The sequence below is a fragment of the [Phormidium] sp. LEGE 05292 genome, from assembly GCF_015207735.1.
Taxonomy (GTDB): domain Bacteria; phylum Cyanobacteriota; class Cyanobacteriia; order Cyanobacteriales; family Aerosakkonemataceae; genus Floridanema.
Genome location: NZ_JADEWG010000045.1, coordinates 1 through 21,419, shown reverse-complemented (window position 1 = coordinate 21,419; position 21,419 = coordinate 1). Strand labels below are relative to the sequence as shown.

Here is a 21,419-nt window from a genome sequence, read left to right as displayed (position 1 = left end):
AGTAATATTAGTTACCAATAAAAGCGAGTCACTACTGAAAAGCAAATTACTTTGAAGCTATTAAATACTTAACGTTACAAACTATTTGCAATTCTAGTAGGGAAAATCGGATAAAATATAGCTTCTGGGATACAGAATTAGAAAAAATGACTGCCAACCCAAGAAGGGACAAGCTAAAACGGTTAGTTTTGAGTGGTATGGATACCACTTGAGTTTAGAGTTAAATTGCCTTGATAACTCAAAACTTAAAACTCAAAACGTGCTCCGCACCGCTACGCTAAGAAAACTTTCCTTTGTTCCCTTGCCTCACAAAATTATCCCGATTTAGACCAATAGCCGATAAAATTAACAAGTGAGCGTCTCAATCGCAAGCGAGGCAAAATTAATGACGGATCACTCTCCCTTTGTGCCAATTACTGTTAATCCAATTAAATTTGGAACAGATGGTTGGCGAGGTGTAATAGCAGCAGATTTTACCTTTGAGCGCGTAGCTTTGGTAGCACCGATCGCAGCTCAAGTTCTAGCCACAGAATATGGTAGTAGTACCAATAGTCGCACGGTGATCGTCGGTCACGATCGCCGTTTTATGGCAGAAACCTTTGCGCGTACAGCAGCAGAGGCAATTCGCGCCGTCGGTTTTGATGTTTTGTTAACAGAAACTTTTGCTCCTACTCCCGCTTTTAGTTGGGCAGCAAAAAAACTTAATGCTTTGGGTGCTATTGTGATTACAGCTAGCCATAATCCTGGCAGCTATTTAGGTTTAAAAGTCAAGGGTGCTTTTGGGGGTTCAGTTTCTCCAGAAGTAACTAAGAAAATAGAAGCTTTGTTAGATGAAAAGTTGTCACCAGCAGCAGAACCAGGAAAATTAGAAATGTTTAATCCTTGGCCTAGCTATTGCGAAGGATTACGAGTTAAGGTAAATATTGACCAAATCAGTAATGCGATTAAAGCAGGTAAATTAACAGTATTTGCTGATGTAATGCACGGTGCAGCTGCAACAGGAATTGAGCAAATTTTGGGCATACCTGTTAAAGAAATTAACAGCGGTCGCGATCCTTTATTTGAAGGTGGTGCGCCCGAACCTTTACCAAAATATCTGGGCAAACTTTTCCAGGTAATGAAAGAACATAGAGCAAATAATCCTGATGGTTTGTCAGTTGGGTTAGTGTTTGATGGAGATAGCGATCGCATTGCTGCTGTCGATGGACAAGGTAATTTTTTAAGTTCTCAAGTGTTAATTCCCATTTTAATTGAACATTTGGCAACTAAAAGAGGCATGACTGGCGAAATTGTAAAAACTGTCAGTGGTTCTGATTTAATTCCCAAAGTAGCAGCACTTTATCAACTGTCATTATTTGAAACTGCGGTTGGCTACAAATATATTGCCGATCGAATGCTCGAAACTTCAGTTTTACTTGGTGGAGAAGAGTCTGGTGGTATTGGTTATGGCACTCATATTCCCGAAAGAGATGCTTTGTTATCGGCTTTATATGTGCTAGAAGCAGTTGTAGAATCAGGCAAAGATTTAAGTGAATTGTACAGTAATTTGCAGGAGAAAACTAACTTTAGTTCTGATTACGATCGCATAGATTTGCCTTTAGCTAGTATGGATGTTCGGGCGCGTCTTTTGCAGCAATTACAAAGTCAACCACTCAAAGAAATTGCTGGTCAATCAGTAGTTGATTGCAACACAATTGATGGTTATAAATTCCGTTTAGCTGATGGTAGTTGGCTGATGATTCGCTTTAGCGGTACTGAACCAGTGTTGCGTTTATATTGTGAAGCTGCTAACCTTGATGAGGTGCATAAACGACTAAACTGGGCGAATGATTGGGCAAATTCGGTTTAGTCATTTGCGATTAGTCATTAGTCATTTGTGAGTAGTTATTTTAATAACCAAGGACAATGACCAATGACTAATACTCGAAGAAAAATAACAGTTAACAAATAATAAATGACCAATGACAAAAATATTAGTAGTTGCTACAAGTAATTCTGGTAAGTTGCTAGAAATGCAAGCTTACTTAACAGATTTAGATTTAGAACTGCAACTCAAACCTGATGAATTAGAAATTGAAGAAACAGGCGAAACTTTTAGCGAAAATGCTTGTCTGAAAGCATCTCAAGTCGCAGCAGCAATGGGAAAATGGGCGATCGCAGATGATTCCGGTTTAGAAGTAGAAGCTTTAGAAGGAGCACCGGGAATTTACTCGGCTCGTTATGGTAACAGCGATCGAGATAGAATCGAAAGATTATTGTTTGAATTGGGGAATGAATTAAATCGAGAAGCTAGGTTTGTTTGTGCAATTGCGATCGCACGTCCTGATGGTTCGATCGCCTTACAAACAGAGGGAATTTGTCCAGGACAAATATTGCATTCTCCACGAGGTAATCATGGCTTTGGTTACGATCCAGTTTTCTATGTTCCAGAACAAAATCAGACTTTTGCAGAAATGACCCCTGAATTAAAAAAATCTGTGAGTCATCGCGGAAAAGCATTTCAAGCCTTATTACCTGAATTAAAAAAATTAGATTTTGGATTTTAGATCGGTAAGTAATTTCAATTCTAAAATCCAAAATCTAAAATCTAAAATTATTAGATTGCTTCTGTATTCTTTTCGCCTGTACGAATCCGAACTACTTGTTCCACAGGCGAGATGAAAATTTTGCCATCGCCAATTTCCCCAGTTCTAGCAGAGGCGATGATTTTTTCAACTACTAAGTCAACTTGATCGTCTTCAATCACAACCTCTACTTTTAGTTTTTGGAGAAATTCCACAGTGTACTCAGAACCACGATAGCGTTCAGTCTGACCCTTCTGGCGACCAAAACCACGCACCTCGGAAACGGTCATCCCTACAATACCTGCATTAACTAAGGCTATCTTGACTTCATCAAGTTTGAATGGTCTAATAATCGCTTCAATTTTTTTCAATTTCTTAACTCCTCAAAGTCTGTTTCATGCGTCTTTTAGTAGACATTACCAGCAGAAAAGAAGCAAGGGGGTTGATGTAGGAACTGTCTATACAGAAGTCGGTTTTTAGAGATTATAGAAGACATTCCTACTCCTTATGCTGGCACAAGTCACCGTCTGAGATTACCATATCTCGCGTTATCTTTCATTCTTTTTAAGCACGGAGAGTCTCAAAAGTAAACAATTCATGACAGAAAACAACTTTTGCCTACAGAACGTCAAAGGTAAAAGGGAAAATTACCCTTTCCTTTGACTTATATCTAAATTCCATCATCTGTGTTCACCTGTGTTTCATCTGTGGTTAATAAATTAACTTTAAATGAAACCGCAGAGAACAAAAAGATCTATTCACCGCTTTTAGTAAGTTAAGTTTGAGCGATTTTTGCTGGTTTAGCTTTAGCAGGATTAGTTAATATTTGATATTTCACAAATCTTCCGGCTAGTACAAACAAAACAATTAAAAAAGCGCCTATTCCCAAAGGACTAGGAAGCCAAAAAATTGCTTCTAAATGATTAATTTTTCCCGGTTGTAATTCCCAAACTAATTGTTTTCCTTTGGCTTGAATTTCGGGAGTCAGGTCATTTTCGCCTTTAATGATGGTTCGCGCTACTGCGGGAGTATTCAGGCGGAATTCTAACTGTAATAAGGAACCTGGATCGATTGTAATGTTACTATTGGGAGAAGTTAGGGAAAGCGATCGCAAATCCAAATCATAAATCAAATGATTGCGTATCCAAAACAAAAAATTACCTTGCTGTAACTTCAACTCAGATTTCAACTCTGGCAAATCTCCATCCTGATTAGCTACATTTTGAGTTTTTTGTTTTTCAATTGGATTGAAAAACTTGTTATACTTTTCCTCTAACTCCTTGCCATTATTAAAAGGAATCGTCACAATTAATTCTTGTTCAGAAACCTTTTGCACTTTTCCTTCTAAGTTTTTAGCCCGACTTTCGATACTCTTTAACCATTCATCAACTGTTTCATTACTGAAACTTTTTAGCCGTTCTCCCAACTTAATCTTTTGGACAATTTCACCTTTGTGAGCGCCAGCAAAATTAACTCCCACATCATACTGGACGCAGCCAGTCAGGAAAGTTAAAATACACAAAATCAAGGGGATAATTCCGAAAAGCTTATTTTTTTTCTTAAGTTTTTGAGCCTTCACTTTTTCCCTATTCCTTTTAACGATAAAACTTTAAAATCCCCACCAAACTAAGCTACCCAATATTAACAGAACGCCAATCAAAGCTACCCAAATAAACCGATTATCTTTTGTATTTACCTGACTCAAGTCTACAGGTTCTGGCGGAGAAACAGAACGAGAGGAAGATTTTCCAGAAGTCGCAGCATTACCTAAACGAGTTTTACTTTCATTATCAGCGATCGCACCCAGGTCGGGAATTTGGGTCAGCCATTCTGGGCGACGATTCAATTGGGGAGCCTCTAAAATATAGAGTAAGCGGCGACTTTGTTGGCGAATGTCGTAACTGGGATGGCGGTCTAATTGTTTGCAAAGAGCGATCGCTTCTTGCCTTCGATCGGCTGCTTCATAAGCAATAACTAACCAAATTTGCACCTCGCCACCAAAGCGGGTATTGCGATCGACCAAAGCACTAGCCTTTTGCAAAAATTCTACCGACTGGCGATATTGACCGCGTTCAAAAGCAGCCTTACCAACCTGGTATTGTTCCTTAACAGCCTCTAAAGTTTCTCCACTCATAACTTAACTTTTTCTAAATATTTAAAGATCCCCCATTATGAAGAAAGTATACCTTTTCCAGTTTCCCGGTCAACAGCATTTAGGGGGATCAAAAATCGATTAGCTTCTGCAAAAAGTTTTAGTAGACAGTGAGATTTAACTAATCGATCGCAACTAATTACATACCTCGACTATTCATAAACTCAGAAGCAACAATCATTGAACCAATCCCCGCATCAGAGAGAATTTCTAACAATAACGCATGGGGAACACGACCATCTACAATATGAGTGGCGCGAACACCCTGAGCCAAACTCCGCACGCAACAATTCACTTTAGGAATCATTCCCCCACCAACAACACCAGAAGAAATCAAAGCCCTTGCTTCTTGAATATCCATTTTCGTAATCAAGGTAGAAGGGTCTTTGTAATCTTTTAAAATTCCCGCAGTATCTGTTAGTAAAATTAACTTTTCTGCGCCTAAAGCTGCTGCCAATTCTCCCGCTACAGTATCGGCATTAATATTATAAGCTTGTCCAGTTTCATCAGCGGCAACACTGGAAACTACAGGAATGTATCCACTTTTGAGTAAAGAATCTAAGACGCTAATATTTACCGCACTCACTTCTCCCACAAAGCCAATTCCTTCTTGACCTTCGGGACGTGCTTTGATCAAATTACCATCTTTGCCACACAAACCAATTGCTAAACCACCAGCTTGATTAATTAAAGTGACAATTTCTTTATTTACCTTACCAACCAAAACCATTTCCACAACTTCCATTGTGGCTGCATCTGTAACTCGCAGACCATTTTTGAACTGTGGTTCTATTCCTAGTTTATCCAGCCAAGAATTAATTTCTGGCCCTCCACCATGCACGACAACTAGACGCAAGCCGACACAGGATAAAAAGACAATATCGCGCATTACCTTGTCTTTAAGCGAACTATCTTTCATGGCTGCGCCACCGTACTTAATGACCACAGTACGCCCAGCAAATTGTTGAATGTAAGGTAATGCTTCGCTGAGTACTCGCACGCGAGTCGCATCATCATTAGTCTGAGTATAATCGAGTTCTTTAACCATGAGCTTGTTTTGTGATCTCAAAAGGTTTTAGATGCAGTTTAGATGAGTTTGTACTTCAAAAAAGATGTCAATGGCGACAGTTTAGAGTTTTTTCATCAATTAAAATAGGCGGGAGTAACGGCTGGTGGTTTTAAGACCAAAGGAATTGCCTCTAAGATACGTTTTGTTACTTGTTCGGGTGTTTCTTGGGGTTGAACTGTAATGCGTAAGTCAGCTTGATTGTAAAGTGATTGTCTTTGCTCTAGAAGAGTTTGCAGCTTTTTCTTAAGGTCAACATCCTTTAACAGGGGTCGGTTGTTGTCCTCTGTCAAGCGCTCTAACAGTAATTCTACTGATACATCTAACCAGACGATCAAACCATGCCGCAAATAACTCCAATTTTTTTGTCGCAGGACTATGCCCCCACCTGTGGAAATTACGGTTTTTTTGTAGGTGGAGAGTTCTGCTAAAACTTGAGTTTCCCAATCTCGGAAGGTTTCTTCCCCAACGGTTGTAAAAATTTCGTTAATGCTTTGACCCTTCGCTAACTGTTCGATTAAAGCGTCGGTGTCAAAAAAACGGCTGTAACCTAGTTCCTGCGCTAGTAATTTTCCGACAGTGGTTTTCCCAGCACCCATCATGCCAATTAAATAAATACTTATGTCTTTGAGAATATTGTTCACTCGTTGAGGTTCTAAGTTTCATTTACGTTAGTACTGCTACTTAGTTTACCTGGATTTGGGTTGGGAATGACCTCTGTCTGGAGGTTATTTTGTTTGCTCAGTTGTTGATTGAGATATTCTTTAAATATTGGTAGCAGTTTGAAACTAGTAGTATGTTTGTAAATTAGCGATCGCCTAACCAAGGATTCCAGCGTTTCCCATAACTCTCCTTTAGTCATTCCTGGGGGCATTGCTTCTTCTGTCGTTTCTGATAACAATAAAATATCTTGTTTAACGGCTAACCAGTACAATACTTGCTTTTCGGTTTCACAAAGGCGAGTTAATTGTTCTTCTATCAACTGTCGCACTCCCCCAAAAACCAAAAGATTGTGCTTTAAAAACTGGGAAACTTTCCCATCAAATAATTCTAAAATTGTGGTTAATACAATTTTCAATGCTAAAGGATTACCTGCATAGCGGTTAATTAGTAAACGCCATTCATACTCAGAACAAGTTACTCCTTTAGCTTTAATTATTTCTTGACAATCTACTTCACTTAAACCTTTTAATTCTAAGGATCGTACAGGTAGATTTACGCCTTCAATAGCCGCTACTTCTTTGAGTTTTTCTCGACTAGTTAACACCAAGCAACTTTGATGCAATACTGCGCCAATTTTCTGAAAAAATTCTCGATATTCTTCATATTCGGGGCGAAAATTTCCTACGTAAGCATGGGGTTTTAACAAGGCATCCACGTTATCTAATACTAGTAAACAACGGTATTTTCGGAAAAACTCTAATAATTGAGCCGTTCTCTCTAGGGTAGTTTCTGCTAAAATGAATTGACTGCTTTCCTCTTGGGCTAAGAATTGTAGCAAATCAGCTAAAAGTTCTTGTAGTCGTGGTGCATGATTTAGCGATCGCCAAATCAAATATTTAAAATTATCCTGTACCTGTTCTGCTAATTTTATCGATAAAGTGGTTTTACCGATTCCACCCATACCAAGCAGAGACACTAAACGACAACGATCTTTAATAATCCAATTTTGTAATTGAACTAATTCTTTCTCTCTCCCATAAAAGATACTGACATCAACTGCTTCTCCCCAGTCAAAAGTTTGCCTAACTTCTGGTCGATCGCTTTCCTCGATCGAGGTTGGCGCGACTGGCTGTGGTAAAGTTGAAGCTAATTTATAACCAGCTTCTTCTAAAAGTTTCGTTACCCGACTCCAATGGCTAATTTTTATCTGTTGGCTAGTTTGGGAATACAGCATTACTTCAATGTATTTATACAAGCCATTGGAAAGGTAAACTCTTACTGAACTACTACTAGAACTTTGATAAATAATATCTGCTATTTCTCGAGGACTATAACCACAAAGTAATCCGCGAAGAATTTTCTTTTCTACAGGTGTTAGTCCTTTATTTTTAGCTGAAGCAAGGTCTACATATAATTTCTCAAGCTTCCAATTATAGGCAGCTTCTATAAATTCCCCTGATTGCACTGGTTTTAATGTAAATAACATCATTAAGAAAATTAACGTTTATTTAACATTTTGCTAGCTTTTAGCGTTGTTTATCAATTTAATTGTAAACATTAACAGAATTACTAACATCAGTAAAGTAACGGATTCATTAACTATGACTTAATATTAACTTCATGAAAAGTTCATGAAAAATTTATGAATTCACGGTAAGGTAGTCAGCAAAACTAAGTAATATATAGTCTATAGCTAACTCATCTAATGAGCTTACTAGCAAAGTCTTTAGTGCTGCAAGCTTTGCAAGAATTTAACCTGTGTTTTACCTGTGATGACTTGTTGTAGTTCAGTGTTTTTACCGCATTTAATTTGAATCTGAAATTTTGTATGGGTGATTACCATGTACCTGATTCGTGAAGTAGTTCAACAAGCTCTTAAATCTGGTTATCTTAGTGTTGCAGCAGAAGAACAACTGCGGCATTTGTTAAAAAATAAGTATGACATGGAAGACCTTGATGCTTTCATGAAACTGCAATTTGCAGCTATGTCTGGTCAAGTTAAGCAAGAGTCTCGTGAGTTAATTTGTTCTTAGATTCGTAGCAATGCTGAATGGCTAATGTGGGATAGCTATCTATCAGGGGTAACGTGAAGTTAAGTAATTTAGCAGTTCTAGCCCTTCGCGAGAAAGTTAGACGAACAAAAATTGACGAGTTTTGAAAGCTGTGTTAATTGTTAGGTAATATGATTAAACTAGTTAGTTAATCATACAAAAATTTTATTTTTCACCGATATCAGACGAACAAAGTTTTTTTCAGGTGAAAATTATACCAAGTGCAGCTTTATAAAACTCGATCGCCTTTTCCCCAAACACATTAAAGCTAAAATAATCAATTAAGTGGCTGAAATTTTCACCATTGGCTATTTAGCAAAGCCTGATAAATTAATACTCAAGAATGTTCAAGCTTTTTGCATAGTACTAAATAAAGCTAAAGGATGGGGGTCTAAATTACCGTAATAAACTGTTTCTTCAATAGAAACTATTTGTAGTTTAGTCCCAAAAATTTCCCGGATCTGTTCTGGCTTAAATTTATATGGCCCACCCTCCCTAGCTTCCAAATAACAAAAGCATTTTAACAATAAATAAGCTGTCGGTTTAAGCAAATCATAGACTAAATCAACGTACTTTTCTCTACTTTCTGGGGGTAAGACGTGAAAACAACCGCGATCAATAATTAAATCAAAATCTCCTTGCAGCTTACTATTAAGAATATCATCTTGTTGCCAGTTAATGTTTAATCCTTTTCCTTGCACTTTAGCAGCGGCTTTTTGAATTGCTGTTTCCGAAAGATCGGTAGCAGTAACTTCAAAACCTCTTTCTGCTAAAATTATTGCTTGCGTACCAGGGCCAGTGCCAATATCTAATACATTTCCTGTAGTTAAATTTAACTTTGTTAAAGTTTTTTCTATGTCTGGGTCTAAATTAGCATTAAACCAAGGCATAGACTCAACAGTTTGTTCTTGATATAACTGTTCCCAATTAGGAAATGTTCGTTCTTGATTCATAATTCCTCCTGAATTTAAGACAAAATATCTTTTAAACCTTTCACTAATCTACTGATACCTGCTTGCACTGTTTCTGCTTGCAATGCGCCGTAAGCAACACGCAGATAACAACCATCATCTATACCAAAAGTTGTCCCTGGAATTACTGCTACTTTATACTCACGAATCAAACGTTCTACTAATTCCATTGCACCTAGATCAGTTTGAATCTTTAGCAAGAAATAAAACGCACCATCAGCAGGAGGAATTATACATAAGTCTGAAATATTTTGCAATTCCTGAAGCACGATTTCGCGCACTTTTGTAATTGCTTTTAGTTTTTCTTGACAGTACTTAACTCCTGCTTGTAGAGCACCTAAAGCTGCATACTGAGAAATCACAGGCGCACAAATTAATATAGTATCTTGAATCTTCTTTATTGGCACTAATAAATGTTGCGGAATTACCATATATCCAATGCGCCAAGAAGCAAAACCATAAGCTTTAGAAAGAGAAAAGAGAGAAATTGTATAGTCACTACTTTGGGGAATTGCGGCGGGGGAAAAATGCTTGACTCCATTGTAAGTAAAATATTCGTAAGCTTCATCGCTAATATGATAAATTCCCCTTTGCCGACAAATTTCATTGACTGCTTGTAGTGTTTCTTGTGGGTAAACAGCACCAGTGGGGTTATTTGGAGAAATTGTAACTACAGCTTTAGTTTTATTAGTAATAGCTGATTCGATCGCATCTGGAAGCAATTGGTAGTTTTCATCAGTTCTCACCAATACTGGACGACAACTAGCCATTGCGATCGCCATTTCATGATTAAAATAATAAGGCGTTTGCAAAATTATTTCATCCCCCGGATTAGCAATAGCCAAAATCGCATTCATAAACCCCATATTGCTACCAGCAGTCACCACAATACAGTTATTCCGATCGATTTGAATTTGATTTTCTGCTGACAACTTAGTAGTAATTGCCTCTAACAAAGGACTAATACCTTGGACAGCTTGGTATTTATGATTTTGCGGTTCCGTTAGAAATAGAGAAATTTGTTCTGCCGCTTCCGGTGGAGGGCCATAATATACCACACCTTGCCCCAAAGAAATAGTTCCCGGAGAACTGCGAATTAACTCACCAACCACAGGAATAATTGGTGACTGCACAGCTTGCATTCTTTCAATTTCGGGTTTCATTAGTATTTGGTAAAGTTAGTTAATTAATAATTTTAAATGATTCGGTAAACCCTGCAATATTATTCGGTTTTCCGGGATGGGATTTATACTACCAGACTAGCGGCAATCTTCACTCGTAAATCTTTTGCCAATTAGAGAAGATGATCTTGTTAACTCAAAGGGCAAAGAGAGAAAAAAGTTAGCCATGAAAAAAACTATCGTTGAGAACGTATATAACTGGTACCGTCAAACTATTCGCAATTCTAAATATCGTTGGTTGATAGTCCTTGGCACCTTGTTATATTTAGTCGGCCCTGTGGATATTTCTCCTGATGTATTTCCCATAATTGGCTGGATTGATGATACTGTAGTTGCCACCTTGTTAGTAACAGAAGTTTCGCAAATGTTACTAGAAGCGCGGAAAAAGAATAAACAACAAGAGTCGAATTCTGTCCCTAATACTATAGAAGTGGATGCAGTTCCAGTAACTAAGTAGCAACATTAATTTATCTTTGTCGGTGCTACCCCCTAAGAGGGAAAAATCGATCTTTCTGGGGGTAGAAGATTAATTAAGGCGATCGCATCAAAATCAAAACATGAACACCATGAACGCTGTCCAACGTATTGCTACCCTTAACCGCATTCGCAAATTCACCTATTTAATGGATAGTGCTTTTCGCATTCCTATTATAGGTTTCCGCTTTGGATTAGACCCCATTATTGGTTTGGTTCCAGGTGCTGGAGATCTAGTCAGCACCGCCTTTTCTGCTTATTTAATTTATTTAGCTGCTCGCTTCCACCTTCCCCCACAAATCTTTAGACAAATGATCTTTAACGTGGCATTAGAAGCAGCCGTAGGTACTGTACCTTTAGTAGGTGACTTATTCGATGCTTGCTATAAATCTAATATTCGCAACTTAGCACTTTTGGAGAAACATCTAGGAATTGATGATCCAGAAACAACTGAGCAAATCAATTCTGTAATTACTCAAACAAAAGAGCCAACTTTAACAACTAAATAACCCTTTGATGAGAGGTGAATTTCATGCCCAATTCGGATGATTCACCTCTTTATAAGTTAAATAATTTACTAAAACGCTATTTACCAACAGTCAGTAACGCGATCAATAGGGCAAGATTTAAAACCCAGGGTGCGCTAACCACAAACCAAACGAAACTGAGCAGAAAAATGACCACAGCGCAAGCACAAACAATCTCGTTAGTGGGCGGTTCTGCTTTTGCTTCACAATAAGTCCAAAAAGCAGCCATTCCTAAAATTAAGGAAATAACTAAATTAATTAAAGACATACGAATCATTCCCTTGCCAGTCTCCTTTGGGATGTGACAAAACATTAGAATCAGCTGAAAGCTGATTCCATTAATTATTAACCTCTTTGTTAATCAGGTGAGTGATAAAACTAGCTTTACTTATCTTAAAACAATTGGCATCCTGCGTCCGGGTTATTCTACAAGATACAATTTTCTGGGAATACCAGGTAAGATGACTAAGAATTGTTAAACCTAGTTTTTTCTATTTTAATGCTGACGCAACTGTTTAATCTCTCTAACCTGTTTGTTTTACCCTTTTGGACTCTGATGATTCTTTTACCGAACTGGAGTATTACCAGGCGAGTCATGGAATCTTACATCCCGTTTGTAGTTTTAGCTGGATTGTATTTGTACTTACTCACAGGTACAATTACCGCAGAATCTGCTCAAGCATTAGCTAATCCTCAATTAGTAGATATTGCTCGCTTTTTTGCCGATGAAAGAGCAGCTGCAACTGGATGGACTCACTTTTTGGTGATGGATTTGTTTGTGGGGAGATGGATTTATTGGGAAGGACAAAAAACAGGGATTTTCACGACTCATTCTATTTTACTCTGTTTGTTTGCTGGCCCTTTGGGGTTACTTTCTCACATTTTTACTACTTGGATAAAACAGAAATTTTTCTCTCCAAAGGAGGATGTTTCTTTGTCTAATTCTTCCTCGCCACAAGCACAAGAATAAACTTTATGGTGCGTTACGCTGTCGCTTTTCTTAAATGCCGCAGGCTATACGCACCCTACGTATTATTTTTTTATTCAAAAACTACTGTTCTGTTGCCGTAAACTAATACACGGTTTTGTAAATGAGATCGAACTGCTCTCGCTAAAACTACTCTTTCTAAATCTTTACCTTTACGAATTAAATCATTAACATCATCTCGGTGACTAACTTTTACTACATCCTGTTCAATAATTGGCCCTGCATCTAAATCTGCGGTGACATAATGAGCAGTAGCACCGATAATTTTTACGCCTCTTTGGTAAGCTTGATGATAAGGATTTGCGCCAACAAATGCAGGTAAAAATGAGTGATGAATGTTAATAATTTTAGGGAATTTGCTGACAAAATCCTGGCTGAGAATTTGCATATATTTGGCTAGAACAACCAAATCTATTTGATATTTTTGCAATAATTCTAATTGTTCTGTTTCTTGCTCAATTTTGTTATCTTTATTAATTGGGATATGATGATAATCAATGCCAAATTGGTCGGCTATTTCCTGTAAGTCAGGGTGATTACTAATAATTAAAGTAATTTCGGCGGGAAATTCTTTAGCTTTATGTCGCCAAATTAAATCATATAAACAATGGTCTTGCCGACTTACCCAAATGGCAATTCTGGGAACTGTATCAGAGAAATGTAATTGCCAGCTAGCTTGTAAGGGTGTGGCGATCGCATTAAATGCTGCTCCAATTATTTCCCTGGGTAAATTGAATCCTGCTAATTGCCATTCAATCCTCGTTAAAAATAGCCCTGCTGCAAAATCTGTATGCTGATCGGCATGGATAATATTGCCACCATTGGAGTAGATAAAGTTAGCAAATTTAGCTACCAATCCCTTTTGATCGGGACAAGAAATCAGCAAGGTTGCAGTTGGGCTAGTCATAAGCTATTTAACAATTTAAAAAGATGAATCATTACTTCAAAATATACAGTTCAAATAGCAACAACTAAATGATTTTTTAACTTATTATCGGGATCGAGGATTTTTATCTTTGTCATCAAAATCCCAATCTTCGTCATCATCAAAACCCCAATCTTCGTCATCATCATTGTTCTGTTGATTAGTTGATGAAGGTTCAGGGGTTTTATCTTCTTCCTCTGTATCTAAAGGACGATAAGGTGGAGTAATTACCCGATATTCTGCATCATAAACTGATTCTGTTCTCCCTACTGCGGAATCGCTAGGATTTTTGTAGCCATAAGAATAAACTGAACCGGAACGATAACTAGTTGTTGGTTCTTGTTTGGCTTCGTAATTGCGATCGCTCACATCACTCGCCACATTAGAATCAGAGCTATCATAATTAGAATCTTCTTCCTCATCCTCTTCTTCCCACTCTTCATTACTCCGAGAATCCGTTGGAGAAGTGTTAGCAGCACTGGCATAACTACTCGCCGCCGAATAAGAATAACTATTAGATGTTGAAGCAGCAGATTCTCGACTTTGCCCTTGATAACTACCTTTTTCTGCCTCTAACTGGCGAATTCGAGATAGTAATTTAGCATTGCCCCAAGAATTAATTATTTCTAACAACCAAGCTACAACTAAAGCTGTCAGTACTCCCGCTACAACCGCCGCTAATATCCAAAATCCCAAGGGTAGCGCCTGGGTTTTTATCCCCAAAAATACCAGCCTCAGAGATATAGAATTCTGGAGGGCAAATACTGTCAACCCTCCGAGAGCCATTAGTAGTAGTACGATGCGAACAGCCATTTTTTAAGTTTTTAGTTTTGAGTTCTGAGTTTTGAGTTAGGAAGAAAGTTTGACCTGGATTTACAGATTTACCAGATTTCTTGATTAATCCTGATTATCATGTAAATCAATAAATCCTGGTTAAGTTTTGAGTTAATAAACTTCCCCTTGTCCCCTTATCCCCTTGTCCCCTTGTCCCCTCGCTCCCTGCCAACGCTCCAAAGGAACACAATCAATATCTAATTGATCTAAAGCACGGGCTACTACAAAATCTACCAAATCTTCAATAGTTTGGGGATTGTGATACCAAGCGGGAATAGCTGGAACAATTCTGGCTCCTGCTTCCGCTAAACTGGTTAGGTTACGCAGGTGAATTAAGCTAAAAGGAGTTTCACGGGGAACTAATACCAGTTTACGACCTTCTTTGAGTTGGACATCTGCTGCTCGTTCCAAAAGGTCGGAACTTAAACCTGTTGCTAACTTTGCTACTGTACTCATGCTACAGGGCATGATAATCATTCCCAGAGTGCGGTAAGAACCGCTGGCAATATTTGCGCCCACATCGCCCCAAGGGTGACAACGTAATTTTCCTTGAGTTGATACTCCTGCTTGTTCGCGCCAAAATTGTTCTTGTTGTGCTGGTTCGCCAGGGAGCCGGATGTTTTGTTCTGCCTGCCAAACCATGTAAGTAGATTTAGATGCTACTAGTTCGACGCTCAAATCAGCTTCAAGCAAAAATTTTAAAGCCCGGACAGCATAAATTAAGCCTGATGCCCCAGAAATTCCCAAAATTAAAGGTTTCGTCATTAGTCATTTATTATTTGTCACTGGTTATTTGTTATTGGTTAATCTCTTGACTACTGGGAATTTTAGATTTTAGATTTTAGATTTTCGATTTTATATTGCTTTAGTCCCCACCTAAGACTGGGCGGAATCAATCTAAAATCTTGAATCCTTAAGCTTTATCCCAAAAATGGATAGAGTGAATCAAAAATCCCAAATCTAAAATCTAAAATTGGTTGACTGATGACTACTAAACTTACTCATCATCAAAACTGGGAAATGGATAATCATCTCGGTCAACATCATCAAGATTAATCTCACTGCCGACAGTTACTAAATCTATCTGCTGACGGTAATAGTCTACACTTTTTACTTGCACTTCTACGCGATCGCCTAACCGATATTGCTTGCGGTTTTTGCGTCCCACTAGTGCTTCTTGCCGAGAGCGGTACTCATACCAATCATCTTTTAATGATGATACATGAACCAAACCTTCGGGATAAAAAAGCGTACCATTACCCACTGATACTTCCATTTCCACAAAGAAACCATAAGATTGAACGCCTGTAATTACGCCTTGGAAAATTTCTCCTGTGCGTTCTTTCATCAGTTCGGCTTTTTTCAACCCTGCTAAATCTGTTTCTGCTTCTTGTACCTCTTTTTCTCGTTCATTTAGTGGCACAATTAATGATGCCAATTGCTCTTCTAATTCTTGTTGAACATTGGGTGGCAAAACATTCCAATTAATTTGTCCGTGACAAGAACTATGATGTAAATCCACTTTTTCTTTAACGCGAGTACTGCGGCGATCGCGTCCTTCATCAAATACTAACATAAGTATTTTTTGCACTGTTAAATCTGCATAACGTCTTGCTGGAGAAACAAAATGAGTATAGCCACCTGACAAGGCCAAACTAAAATGAGAACCAGAAGTAGTGCTGTAAACAGATGGTCTTAAAGTTGATTGCAACAAAGAGTTCAACACCTTTTCGGCTTTAGATTGAGAAAAATCCTCAATATATTTTTGGAAATCAAAAGGTGTGACAACATCTTCATTTTCTAGTTGCAAATCTATTTCCAAATTACTTGCCAACTTATGCAATTCAACTGCATCATCTGGATCGGGTGCTGCTTGCACTCGGTAAATACTAGGTACACCCAAAGCTACTAAATGACTCCCTAGCTTTTGATTAACTAAAATCATTAATTCCCTGACCATTGATTGAGCCGGGTGATTCGGTAGAGCGATCGCAGCTTCAGCTATTCCCTCATCATTAAATTGGTTTCCTTCATAAGGCAAATTTAATTCAAAACTTCCCCTCTCCAGTCGTTTTTCTTTAATGCTTTGACTCAAGACAAATAGTTGATCGAGAGTAGCAAAAACCGGAGACAATTCTTCTAAGTCAGCTTGCTGCAAATCTAAATTTGTATGATGACGCAAGAGAATATCCTGTGCCTGAGATTCAGTTAATTGAAAGTCTACTTGAATTACAGACCTTTGAATCTCAAATTCCACCACTGCGCCGTCACTAGATAAAGAGAGTAACACCGAAATAGCTAAATGATTTTGTCCTGGTAATAGGGAACAATGAGCCAGCAAAGGTTCAGGCAACATCGGCAATACTGTATCACCTAAATGCACCGATCTACCACGTCTTTTTGCTTCTCGATCCAGAGGAGAATCAGATGGTACATAATTGGCGATATCGGCAATGTGAATCCCTACTCGCCATAAATCACCCTCAATTTTTTCCAAGGTAAAAGCTTGTTCTACCAGTAAAGTTTTTGGGTCAATATAACCGCCTGCTGCTGGAACTACAGTTAAAGTAATTAAATGACGTAAATCAAGGCGATTTTTTAATGTTGTTTTGGTAACTTTGTGGGAAAATTTTTCCAGTGATGAGAGTACCGTTGCAGAAAATTTCCGGGGCAGGTCGTGTTTACAACATACGATATCAATATCGGCAGCTGCTTCAGCATCACTACCAAGGACTTGGGCGACTCGACCAAGGGGAGGGTAAGATGCTAAAGGATAGCGAACAATTTCTGCGTGTACTAGATGATCGATCGCTGCACTTAAATCATCACCATTGGTGACTAAATCCAGTTCAAACAATAAGCGATCGTCTAAAGGAACAGCTTTGTAAATTACTTTTCCCGTATTATCCATGCCTTGTTTTATCCTAGCTAACACGCTGGGATTGGCACGTTCTAAAATTAATTTGACTTCCCCTTCGGGACTCCGCCTGCGGTTGCCTTCTTTGGTAATTTTTACCAAAACGCGATCGCCATTCCAAGCCGTACTCAGATGACTTTCTCGCACGTAAATATCAGCTGCCCCTTCAACATTTTGAATCGCGAAACAAAAGCCTTTGCTAGAACAGCGGAGTTTTGCTTCTACTATTCCCGGTTCAAAAACTCGTCGATACTTGCCTCGTTCCTTGACTAAAATACCAACTTTTTCTAGGGCATCCAAGACAATTTGTAGTCTACGTAAACTAGGTTCATCAGTACAACCCAGTTTTTTCTCCAACACTTTGGCAGCTACCAATTTTTCATCGGGAAAATTAGAAAGTAATGTAGCGATTGAAAATTCCATGTAGCGACTAGTCCTTAGCGTCTCAATTTATTCGTGTTTTCGCCTCACTATCACTCCACGCTTAATCAATTCTAGATTTTAAATTGCCGACTTTAGATTATTTACAATTGCTCAGTCAAATCGAAAATCAGATAATTTCTCAATCCAAAATTGTTAAACACTAAACCCCAATCTTAAGAGAATTGCGCTAAACTTAGGCCATCTCTTTGCCAGATACAAAGGAAGGGTAGATGCAGTACATACTGATAGTGAGATGATGTCATTTAATGGGAAAAGTCCGAAAAGCTGTTCCCAAATTTGACCCCAAGATGCTTTACTCATGTATGTGATCTCACCAAGGGCATCCCTCTGTATGTTCTATCGCGTTGCTGGTGCGCCCGATTTCCATGCTTTGAGCCACCTTTACGCTGTTACACGCGAGTTTTTTCCGGTGATCAATCGCCTCTAGACCCAGTGCAGAGCCTTGAATCTGCTTCTAATTGGCGATCGCTTTGCGCTGCTTGACGCGCAATCGCGATTAGTAGCGTGTTAGCGGTAAAGCACGGTCGGTGCTTCAACAATTAAGCGTGTCGGTTTGATAGCGTGCGGATAAACAATCCTTTCACTATTGTAGGTTTAGAGCGGTCGTGAAGAAAATAGCTATGCTCAATGTTTGAAGCAGGATATTAACAACTATGTTTGCACAATTTCGTGTTCGTTATCCCACAGGCAGTCTGATTTCAGAATTATTAACAATTTATAACGGCAAATTTGTCGTTCGTGCCTTAGTTCAAATTGATGGTGTCACTAAAGCAACTGGGATGGCAATTGCTGATTCTATTGAATTAGCCGAAGACCAAGCCAGAATTCGAGCGCTGGAACTCATGGGAATTCATTTGTCTTGGGGACATACTGAAACAACAGAACGTCCGGTTTCTCCTGAATATTCCAAACCTTCTCTTTTTTCTTCAGAAAAACCGGAAACTCCCCATGTCGGACAAGCTATTACAGATCCTACTTGGTCAAATCAAGGCCATTTAGACTCATCATTGCCGGAAAGAACCACTTTTTCAATTGATAAAGTAACAACTAATCCGGCAAAATCTCATCTGGAAGTTACAGAAGATACACAAGAAAAGTCCGATTCCTCATTCTCAGAGCGCAAAGCAAATCGCTTTGTGGAAACGCCCAAGCTAACGCCACTAAATTCTTTTGCTGATGAAAGCGAACCACCTGTTACGTTTAGTAAAGTAACACCAATTGCTTCCCGTCGTCACGAGCCAGAAATGGCGATCGCATCACCCCCAGAATTCGAGCATCAAATCAGCAGTCAATCTACCGAAATAATTGAAGATAACAGTCCCGATGATTTCTCTGATTTAATTGCTCGTACCAACGTTCAAATTAAACGCTTAGGTTGGACGAAAAAACAAGGAAGCGATCATCTGTTACGTACCTACGGTAAAAAAACTCGTAACGACCTCGAACCACAAGAGTTGGAAGATTTTCTAGAATACCTAGAAGCTCAACCCAACCCCATTTGAAGAAGGCAGAAAGGTAAATATAGATAGAGGCTTCAACCCCCACCAATTGGCAACAACCAAATTAAAAATTTTGGTGGTGGTTAAAGCCACATCAAGGATTAGACATTGTATTAAAACTAAACAGCTACAGGCTTGCTACCAGCAGCAGTGCGATCGATCACTTGGTCAATCAAACCATATTCTTGAGCTTCATGTGCTGACATAAAGAAGTCTCTTTCTGTGTCTACTTCAATACGCTCTAAAGGCTGACCTGTGTGCTCTGCTAACATTTCATTCAAGCGACGTTTGTGGTATAAAATTTCCTTGGCCTGAATTTCAATATCAGTTGCTTGACCTTGTGCGCCACCTAAAGGTTGGTGAATCATAATCCGAGAATGAGGTAAACTCATCCGCTTTCCTTTAGTACCAGCACTCAGCAAAAATGCACCCATACTGGCAGCCAATCCAGTACAAACAGTGTAGACTTCTGGACGGATTTGCTTCATGGTATCGTAAATACCCATGCCTGCCGTTACCGAACCACCCGGAGAATTTATATAAATGTAGACAGGTTTTTCCGGGTCGTCGGAGTCTAAATAAAGCAACTGAGCCACAATTAGGTTAGCCAAGTCTGAGTCAATTTGTTTACCTAAGAAGATGATTCTCTCCCGCAAGAGTCGGGAGTAAATATCAAAGGCGCGTTCACCACGACCAGACTGTTCAATAACGGTAGGAATCATCTGAGCCTGCTTTCTTGTTAATTTTCTTAATTTGATTTTATCGGTTTGTTGGGTAACGCGCTCTGTGTGGATAACCGAAAGAGGGACTGGCGCTCTAGGGACTGGTGATAGGTTCGTTGTGAGGACTTTAGTCCTTCACTTTGAGAAGGAAACGACTGAAGTCGTTACAACAAACATGGTTCGTTGTGAGGACTTTAGTCCTTCACTTTGGGAAGGAAACGACTGAAGTCGTTACAACAAACATGGTTCGTTGTGAGGACTTTAGTCCTTCACTTTGGGAAGGAAACGACTGAAGTCGTTACAACAAACATGGTTCGTTGTGAGGACTTTAGTCCTTCACTTTGGGAAGGAAACGACTGAAGTCGTTACAACAAACATGGTTCGTTGTGAGGACTTTAGTCCTTCACTTTGGGAAGGAAACGACTGAAGTCGTTACAACAAACATGGTTCGTTGTGAGGACTTCATTCCTTCACTTTGGGAAGGAAACGACTGAAGTCGTTACAACAGACTTACAATTAATCTAGGTTTATTATTAAAGTTTTGCCAACACATTTGTCAAACTTCAAGGAAATTTTCGCTCTCTGACTTCGTTGCTATAATTTTGTACTGCTTGAGAAATTATTTCTTGCAAATTTACATAAGCTTTGGCAAAAGGTGGTTGTTTGAGAGTCATTCCCAACATATCCGCAGTGACTAAAACTTGTCCATCACAGTGAACGCCTGCGCCAATTCCAATGGTAGGAATAGAAAGTTTTTCGGTAATTCTTAATGCTAATTCTCCCGGAATATGCTCTAATACTATAGCAAAAGCTCCTGCTGCTTCTAAGGCGATCGCTTCCTGAAAAATTCGCTCTCCTTCTTCGGCACTTTTCCCTTGTTTTCGGTATCCTAATTTATGTACGGACTGCGGTGTTAAACCAACATGGCCTAACACAGGAATTCCTGCTTCAACTAAGTAGGATACCGTTTGCGCGATCGCAGGATATCCTCCCTCCAATTTTACCGCTTGCACTCCCGTTTCCTTCAGAATTCTTCCAGCCGATCGCATCGCTTGTTGCGGACTTTCTTGATAACTTAAAAATGGCAAATCGCAAACTACCAAAGCTTGTTTTACACCCCGACGAACCGCTTTAGCATGATGAATCATTTCTTCAAGAGTAATTGGCAATGTCGTTTCATAACCTAATGCCACCATTGCCAAAGAATCACCAACTAAAATCATATCTACCCCAGCTAAATCCAACAATTGAGCGATCGCATAGTCCCAAGCTGTGAGCGTTATAATTGAACGACCTTGCTGTTTATATTGAATTAATTGCTGAACTGTGACTGCCATTAGAAATAAAAGTTTTGAGTTTTGAGTTTTGAGTTAGGAATTAACAAAGTTTTGAGTTTTGAGTTTTGAGTTTTGAGTTTCCCCCATCTCCCCATCTCCCCATC

22 protein-coding genes are annotated in these 21,419 nt (G+C 38.9%); 7 read left to right on the top strand and 15 right to left on the bottom strand.

Features of this window, described 5'->3' with window-relative positions; translation table 11 throughout:
- Window positions 1-385: 385 nt before the first annotated feature.
- Window positions 386-1,849, top strand: coding sequence for a phosphoglucomutase/phosphomannomutase family protein (locus tag IQ264_RS14675; RefSeq protein ID WP_228061545.1), 1,464 nt, complete (start codon window positions 386-388; stop codon window positions 1,847-1,849).
- 112 nt (window positions 1,850-1,961) lie between these two features.
- Complete coding sequence (rdgB, locus tag IQ264_RS14670) at window positions 1,962-2,546, top strand: RdgB/HAM1 family non-canonical purine NTP pyrophosphatase (protein ID WP_193981529.1); 585 nt, start codon at window positions 1,962-1,964, stop codon at window positions 2,544-2,546.
- 50 nt (window positions 2,547-2,596) lie between these two features.
- On the opposite strand, the gene IQ264_RS14665 is transcribed toward rdgB, so the two are convergent.
- From IQ264_RS14665 to IQ264_RS14640, 6 genes are all read right to left on the bottom strand, one after another.
- Window positions 2,597-2,935 carry a P-II family nitrogen regulator gene (locus IQ264_RS14665; RefSeq protein WP_193981528.1) on the bottom strand — a complete coding sequence of 113 codons (339 nt, stop codon included), beginning with the start codon at window positions 2,933-2,935 and terminating at the stop codon, window positions 2,597-2,599.
- Between the two features lie 404 nt (window positions 2,936-3,339).
- Window positions 3,340-4,143, bottom strand: a complete 804-nt coding sequence (locus IQ264_RS14660) for a DUF3153 domain-containing protein (RefSeq protein WP_193981527.1) — start codon at window positions 4,141-4,143, stop codon at window positions 3,340-3,342.
- A 30-nt stretch (window positions 4,144-4,173) separates the two neighbouring features.
- A complete protein-coding gene (locus IQ264_RS14655; RefSeq protein WP_193981526.1) occupies window positions 4,174-4,698 on the bottom strand; it encodes a hypothetical protein in 525 nt (174 codons plus the stop codon).
- A 157-nt stretch (window positions 4,699-4,855) separates the two neighbouring features.
- Window positions 4,856-5,764, bottom strand: a complete 909-nt coding sequence (gene argB / locus IQ264_RS14650; protein WP_193981525.1) for an acetylglutamate kinase — start codon at window positions 5,762-5,764, stop codon at window positions 4,856-4,858.
- A gap of 95 nt (window positions 5,765-5,859) precedes the next feature.
- Complete coding sequence (locus IQ264_RS14645) at window positions 5,860-6,426, bottom strand: shikimate kinase (protein ID WP_322744693.1); 567 nt, start codon at window positions 6,424-6,426, stop codon at window positions 5,860-5,862.
- Window positions 6,427-6,437: 11 nt separating this feature from the next.
- Window positions 6,438-7,934 (bottom strand): NB-ARC domain-containing protein, encoded by a 1,497-nt coding sequence (locus IQ264_RS14640; protein ID WP_228061544.1) that lies wholly within the window; start codon window positions 7,932-7,934, stop codon window positions 6,438-6,440.
- A gap of 352 nt (window positions 7,935-8,286) precedes the next feature.
- Between IQ264_RS14640 and IQ264_RS14635 the strand changes: the two genes are divergently transcribed.
- Window positions 8,287-8,478, top strand: a complete 192-nt coding sequence (locus IQ264_RS14635) for a hypothetical protein (RefSeq protein WP_193981524.1) — start codon at window positions 8,287-8,289, stop codon at window positions 8,476-8,478.
- Between the two features lie 365 nt (window positions 8,479-8,843).
- Here IQ264_RS14635 and IQ264_RS14630 read toward each other — a convergent pair whose 3' ends face one another.
- Together IQ264_RS14630 and IQ264_RS14625 are read right to left on the bottom strand one after the other, a co-directional pair.
- Window positions 8,844-9,449 carry a class I SAM-dependent methyltransferase gene (locus IQ264_RS14630; protein ID WP_193981523.1) on the bottom strand — a complete coding sequence of 202 codons (606 nt, stop codon included), beginning with the start codon at window positions 9,447-9,449 and terminating at the stop codon, window positions 8,844-8,846.
- A 14-nt stretch (window positions 9,450-9,463) separates the two neighbouring features.
- Entirely contained in the window at window positions 9,464-10,630 is a 1,167-nt protein-coding gene (locus IQ264_RS14625; protein WP_228061543.1) for a pyridoxal phosphate-dependent aminotransferase, read from the bottom strand.
- 184 nt (window positions 10,631-10,814) lie between these two features.
- Here IQ264_RS14625 and IQ264_RS14620 point away from each other — a divergent pair, with 184 nt between their 5' ends.
- Together IQ264_RS14620 and IQ264_RS14615 are read left to right on the top strand one after the other, a co-directional pair.
- A complete protein-coding gene (locus tag IQ264_RS14620) occupies window positions 10,815-11,105 on the top strand; it encodes a YkvA family protein (RefSeq protein ID WP_193981522.1) in 291 nt (96 codons plus the stop codon).
- Window positions 11,106-11,205: 100 nt separating this feature from the next.
- Window positions 11,206-11,631 carry a DUF4112 domain-containing protein gene (locus IQ264_RS14615; RefSeq protein WP_228061542.1) on the top strand — a complete coding sequence of 142 codons (426 nt, stop codon included), beginning with the start codon at window positions 11,206-11,208 and terminating at the stop codon, window positions 11,629-11,631.
- Window positions 11,632-11,707: 76 nt separating this feature from the next.
- Here IQ264_RS14615 and IQ264_RS14610 read toward each other — a convergent pair whose 3' ends face one another.
- Window positions 11,708-11,917, bottom strand: a complete 210-nt coding sequence (locus IQ264_RS14610; RefSeq protein WP_193981521.1) for a hypothetical protein — start codon at window positions 11,915-11,917, stop codon at window positions 11,708-11,710.
- Between the two features lie 231 nt (window positions 11,918-12,148).
- Here IQ264_RS14610 and IQ264_RS14605 point away from each other — a divergent pair, with 231 nt between their 5' ends.
- Window positions 12,149-12,619 carry an ABA4-like family protein gene (locus IQ264_RS14605; protein WP_193981520.1) on the top strand — a complete coding sequence of 157 codons (471 nt, stop codon included), beginning with the start codon at window positions 12,149-12,151 and terminating at the stop codon, window positions 12,617-12,619.
- A gap of 70 nt (window positions 12,620-12,689) precedes the next feature.
- Here the strand turns inward: IQ264_RS14605 and purU are convergent, their stop codons facing one another.
- The 4 genes from purU to IQ264_RS14585 form a co-directional block, all read right to left on the bottom strand.
- Window positions 12,690-13,544 (bottom strand): formyltetrahydrofolate deformylase, encoded by an 855-nt coding sequence (gene purU, locus IQ264_RS14600; protein WP_193981519.1) that lies wholly within the window; start codon window positions 13,542-13,544, stop codon window positions 12,690-12,692.
- A gap of 84 nt (window positions 13,545-13,628) precedes the next feature.
- On the bottom strand, window positions 13,629-14,375 hold the full coding sequence (locus tag IQ264_RS14595; RefSeq protein WP_193981518.1) for a LapA family protein: 747 nt from the start codon (window positions 14,373-14,375) through the stop codon (window positions 13,629-13,631).
- 132 nt (window positions 14,376-14,507) lie between these two features.
- Window positions 14,508-15,161 (bottom strand): flavin prenyltransferase UbiX, encoded by a 654-nt coding sequence (locus IQ264_RS14590; RefSeq protein WP_193981517.1) that lies wholly within the window; start codon window positions 15,159-15,161, stop codon window positions 14,508-14,510.
- A 232-nt stretch (window positions 15,162-15,393) separates the two neighbouring features.
- The gene (locus tag IQ264_RS14585) at window positions 15,394-17,736 is read right to left on the bottom strand and encodes a ribonuclease R family protein (RefSeq protein WP_193981516.1); all 2,343 of its coding nucleotides are present in this window, start codon (window positions 17,734-17,736) and stop codon (window positions 15,394-15,396) included.
- Window positions 17,737-18,410: 674 nt separating this feature from the next.
- Here IQ264_RS14585 and IQ264_RS14580 point away from each other — a divergent pair.
- Window positions 18,411-19,259: a hypothetical protein gene (locus tag IQ264_RS14580; RefSeq protein ID WP_193981515.1), complete on the top strand. Its 849-nt coding sequence runs from the start codon at window positions 18,411-18,413 to the stop codon at window positions 19,257-19,259.
- Between the two features lie 116 nt (window positions 19,260-19,375).
- On the opposite strand, the gene clpP is transcribed toward IQ264_RS14580, so the two are convergent.
- Entirely contained in the window at window positions 19,376-20,014 is a 639-nt protein-coding gene (gene clpP, locus IQ264_RS14575) for an ATP-dependent Clp endopeptidase proteolytic subunit ClpP (RefSeq protein ID WP_322744694.1), read from the bottom strand.
- A gap of 527 nt (window positions 20,015-20,541) precedes the next feature.
- Window positions 20,542-21,315: a 3-methyl-2-oxobutanoate hydroxymethyltransferase gene (gene panB, locus IQ264_RS14570; protein ID WP_193981513.1), complete on the bottom strand. Its 774-nt coding sequence runs from the start codon at window positions 21,313-21,315 to the stop codon at window positions 20,542-20,544.
- Window positions 21,316-21,419: the final 104 nt, after the last annotated feature.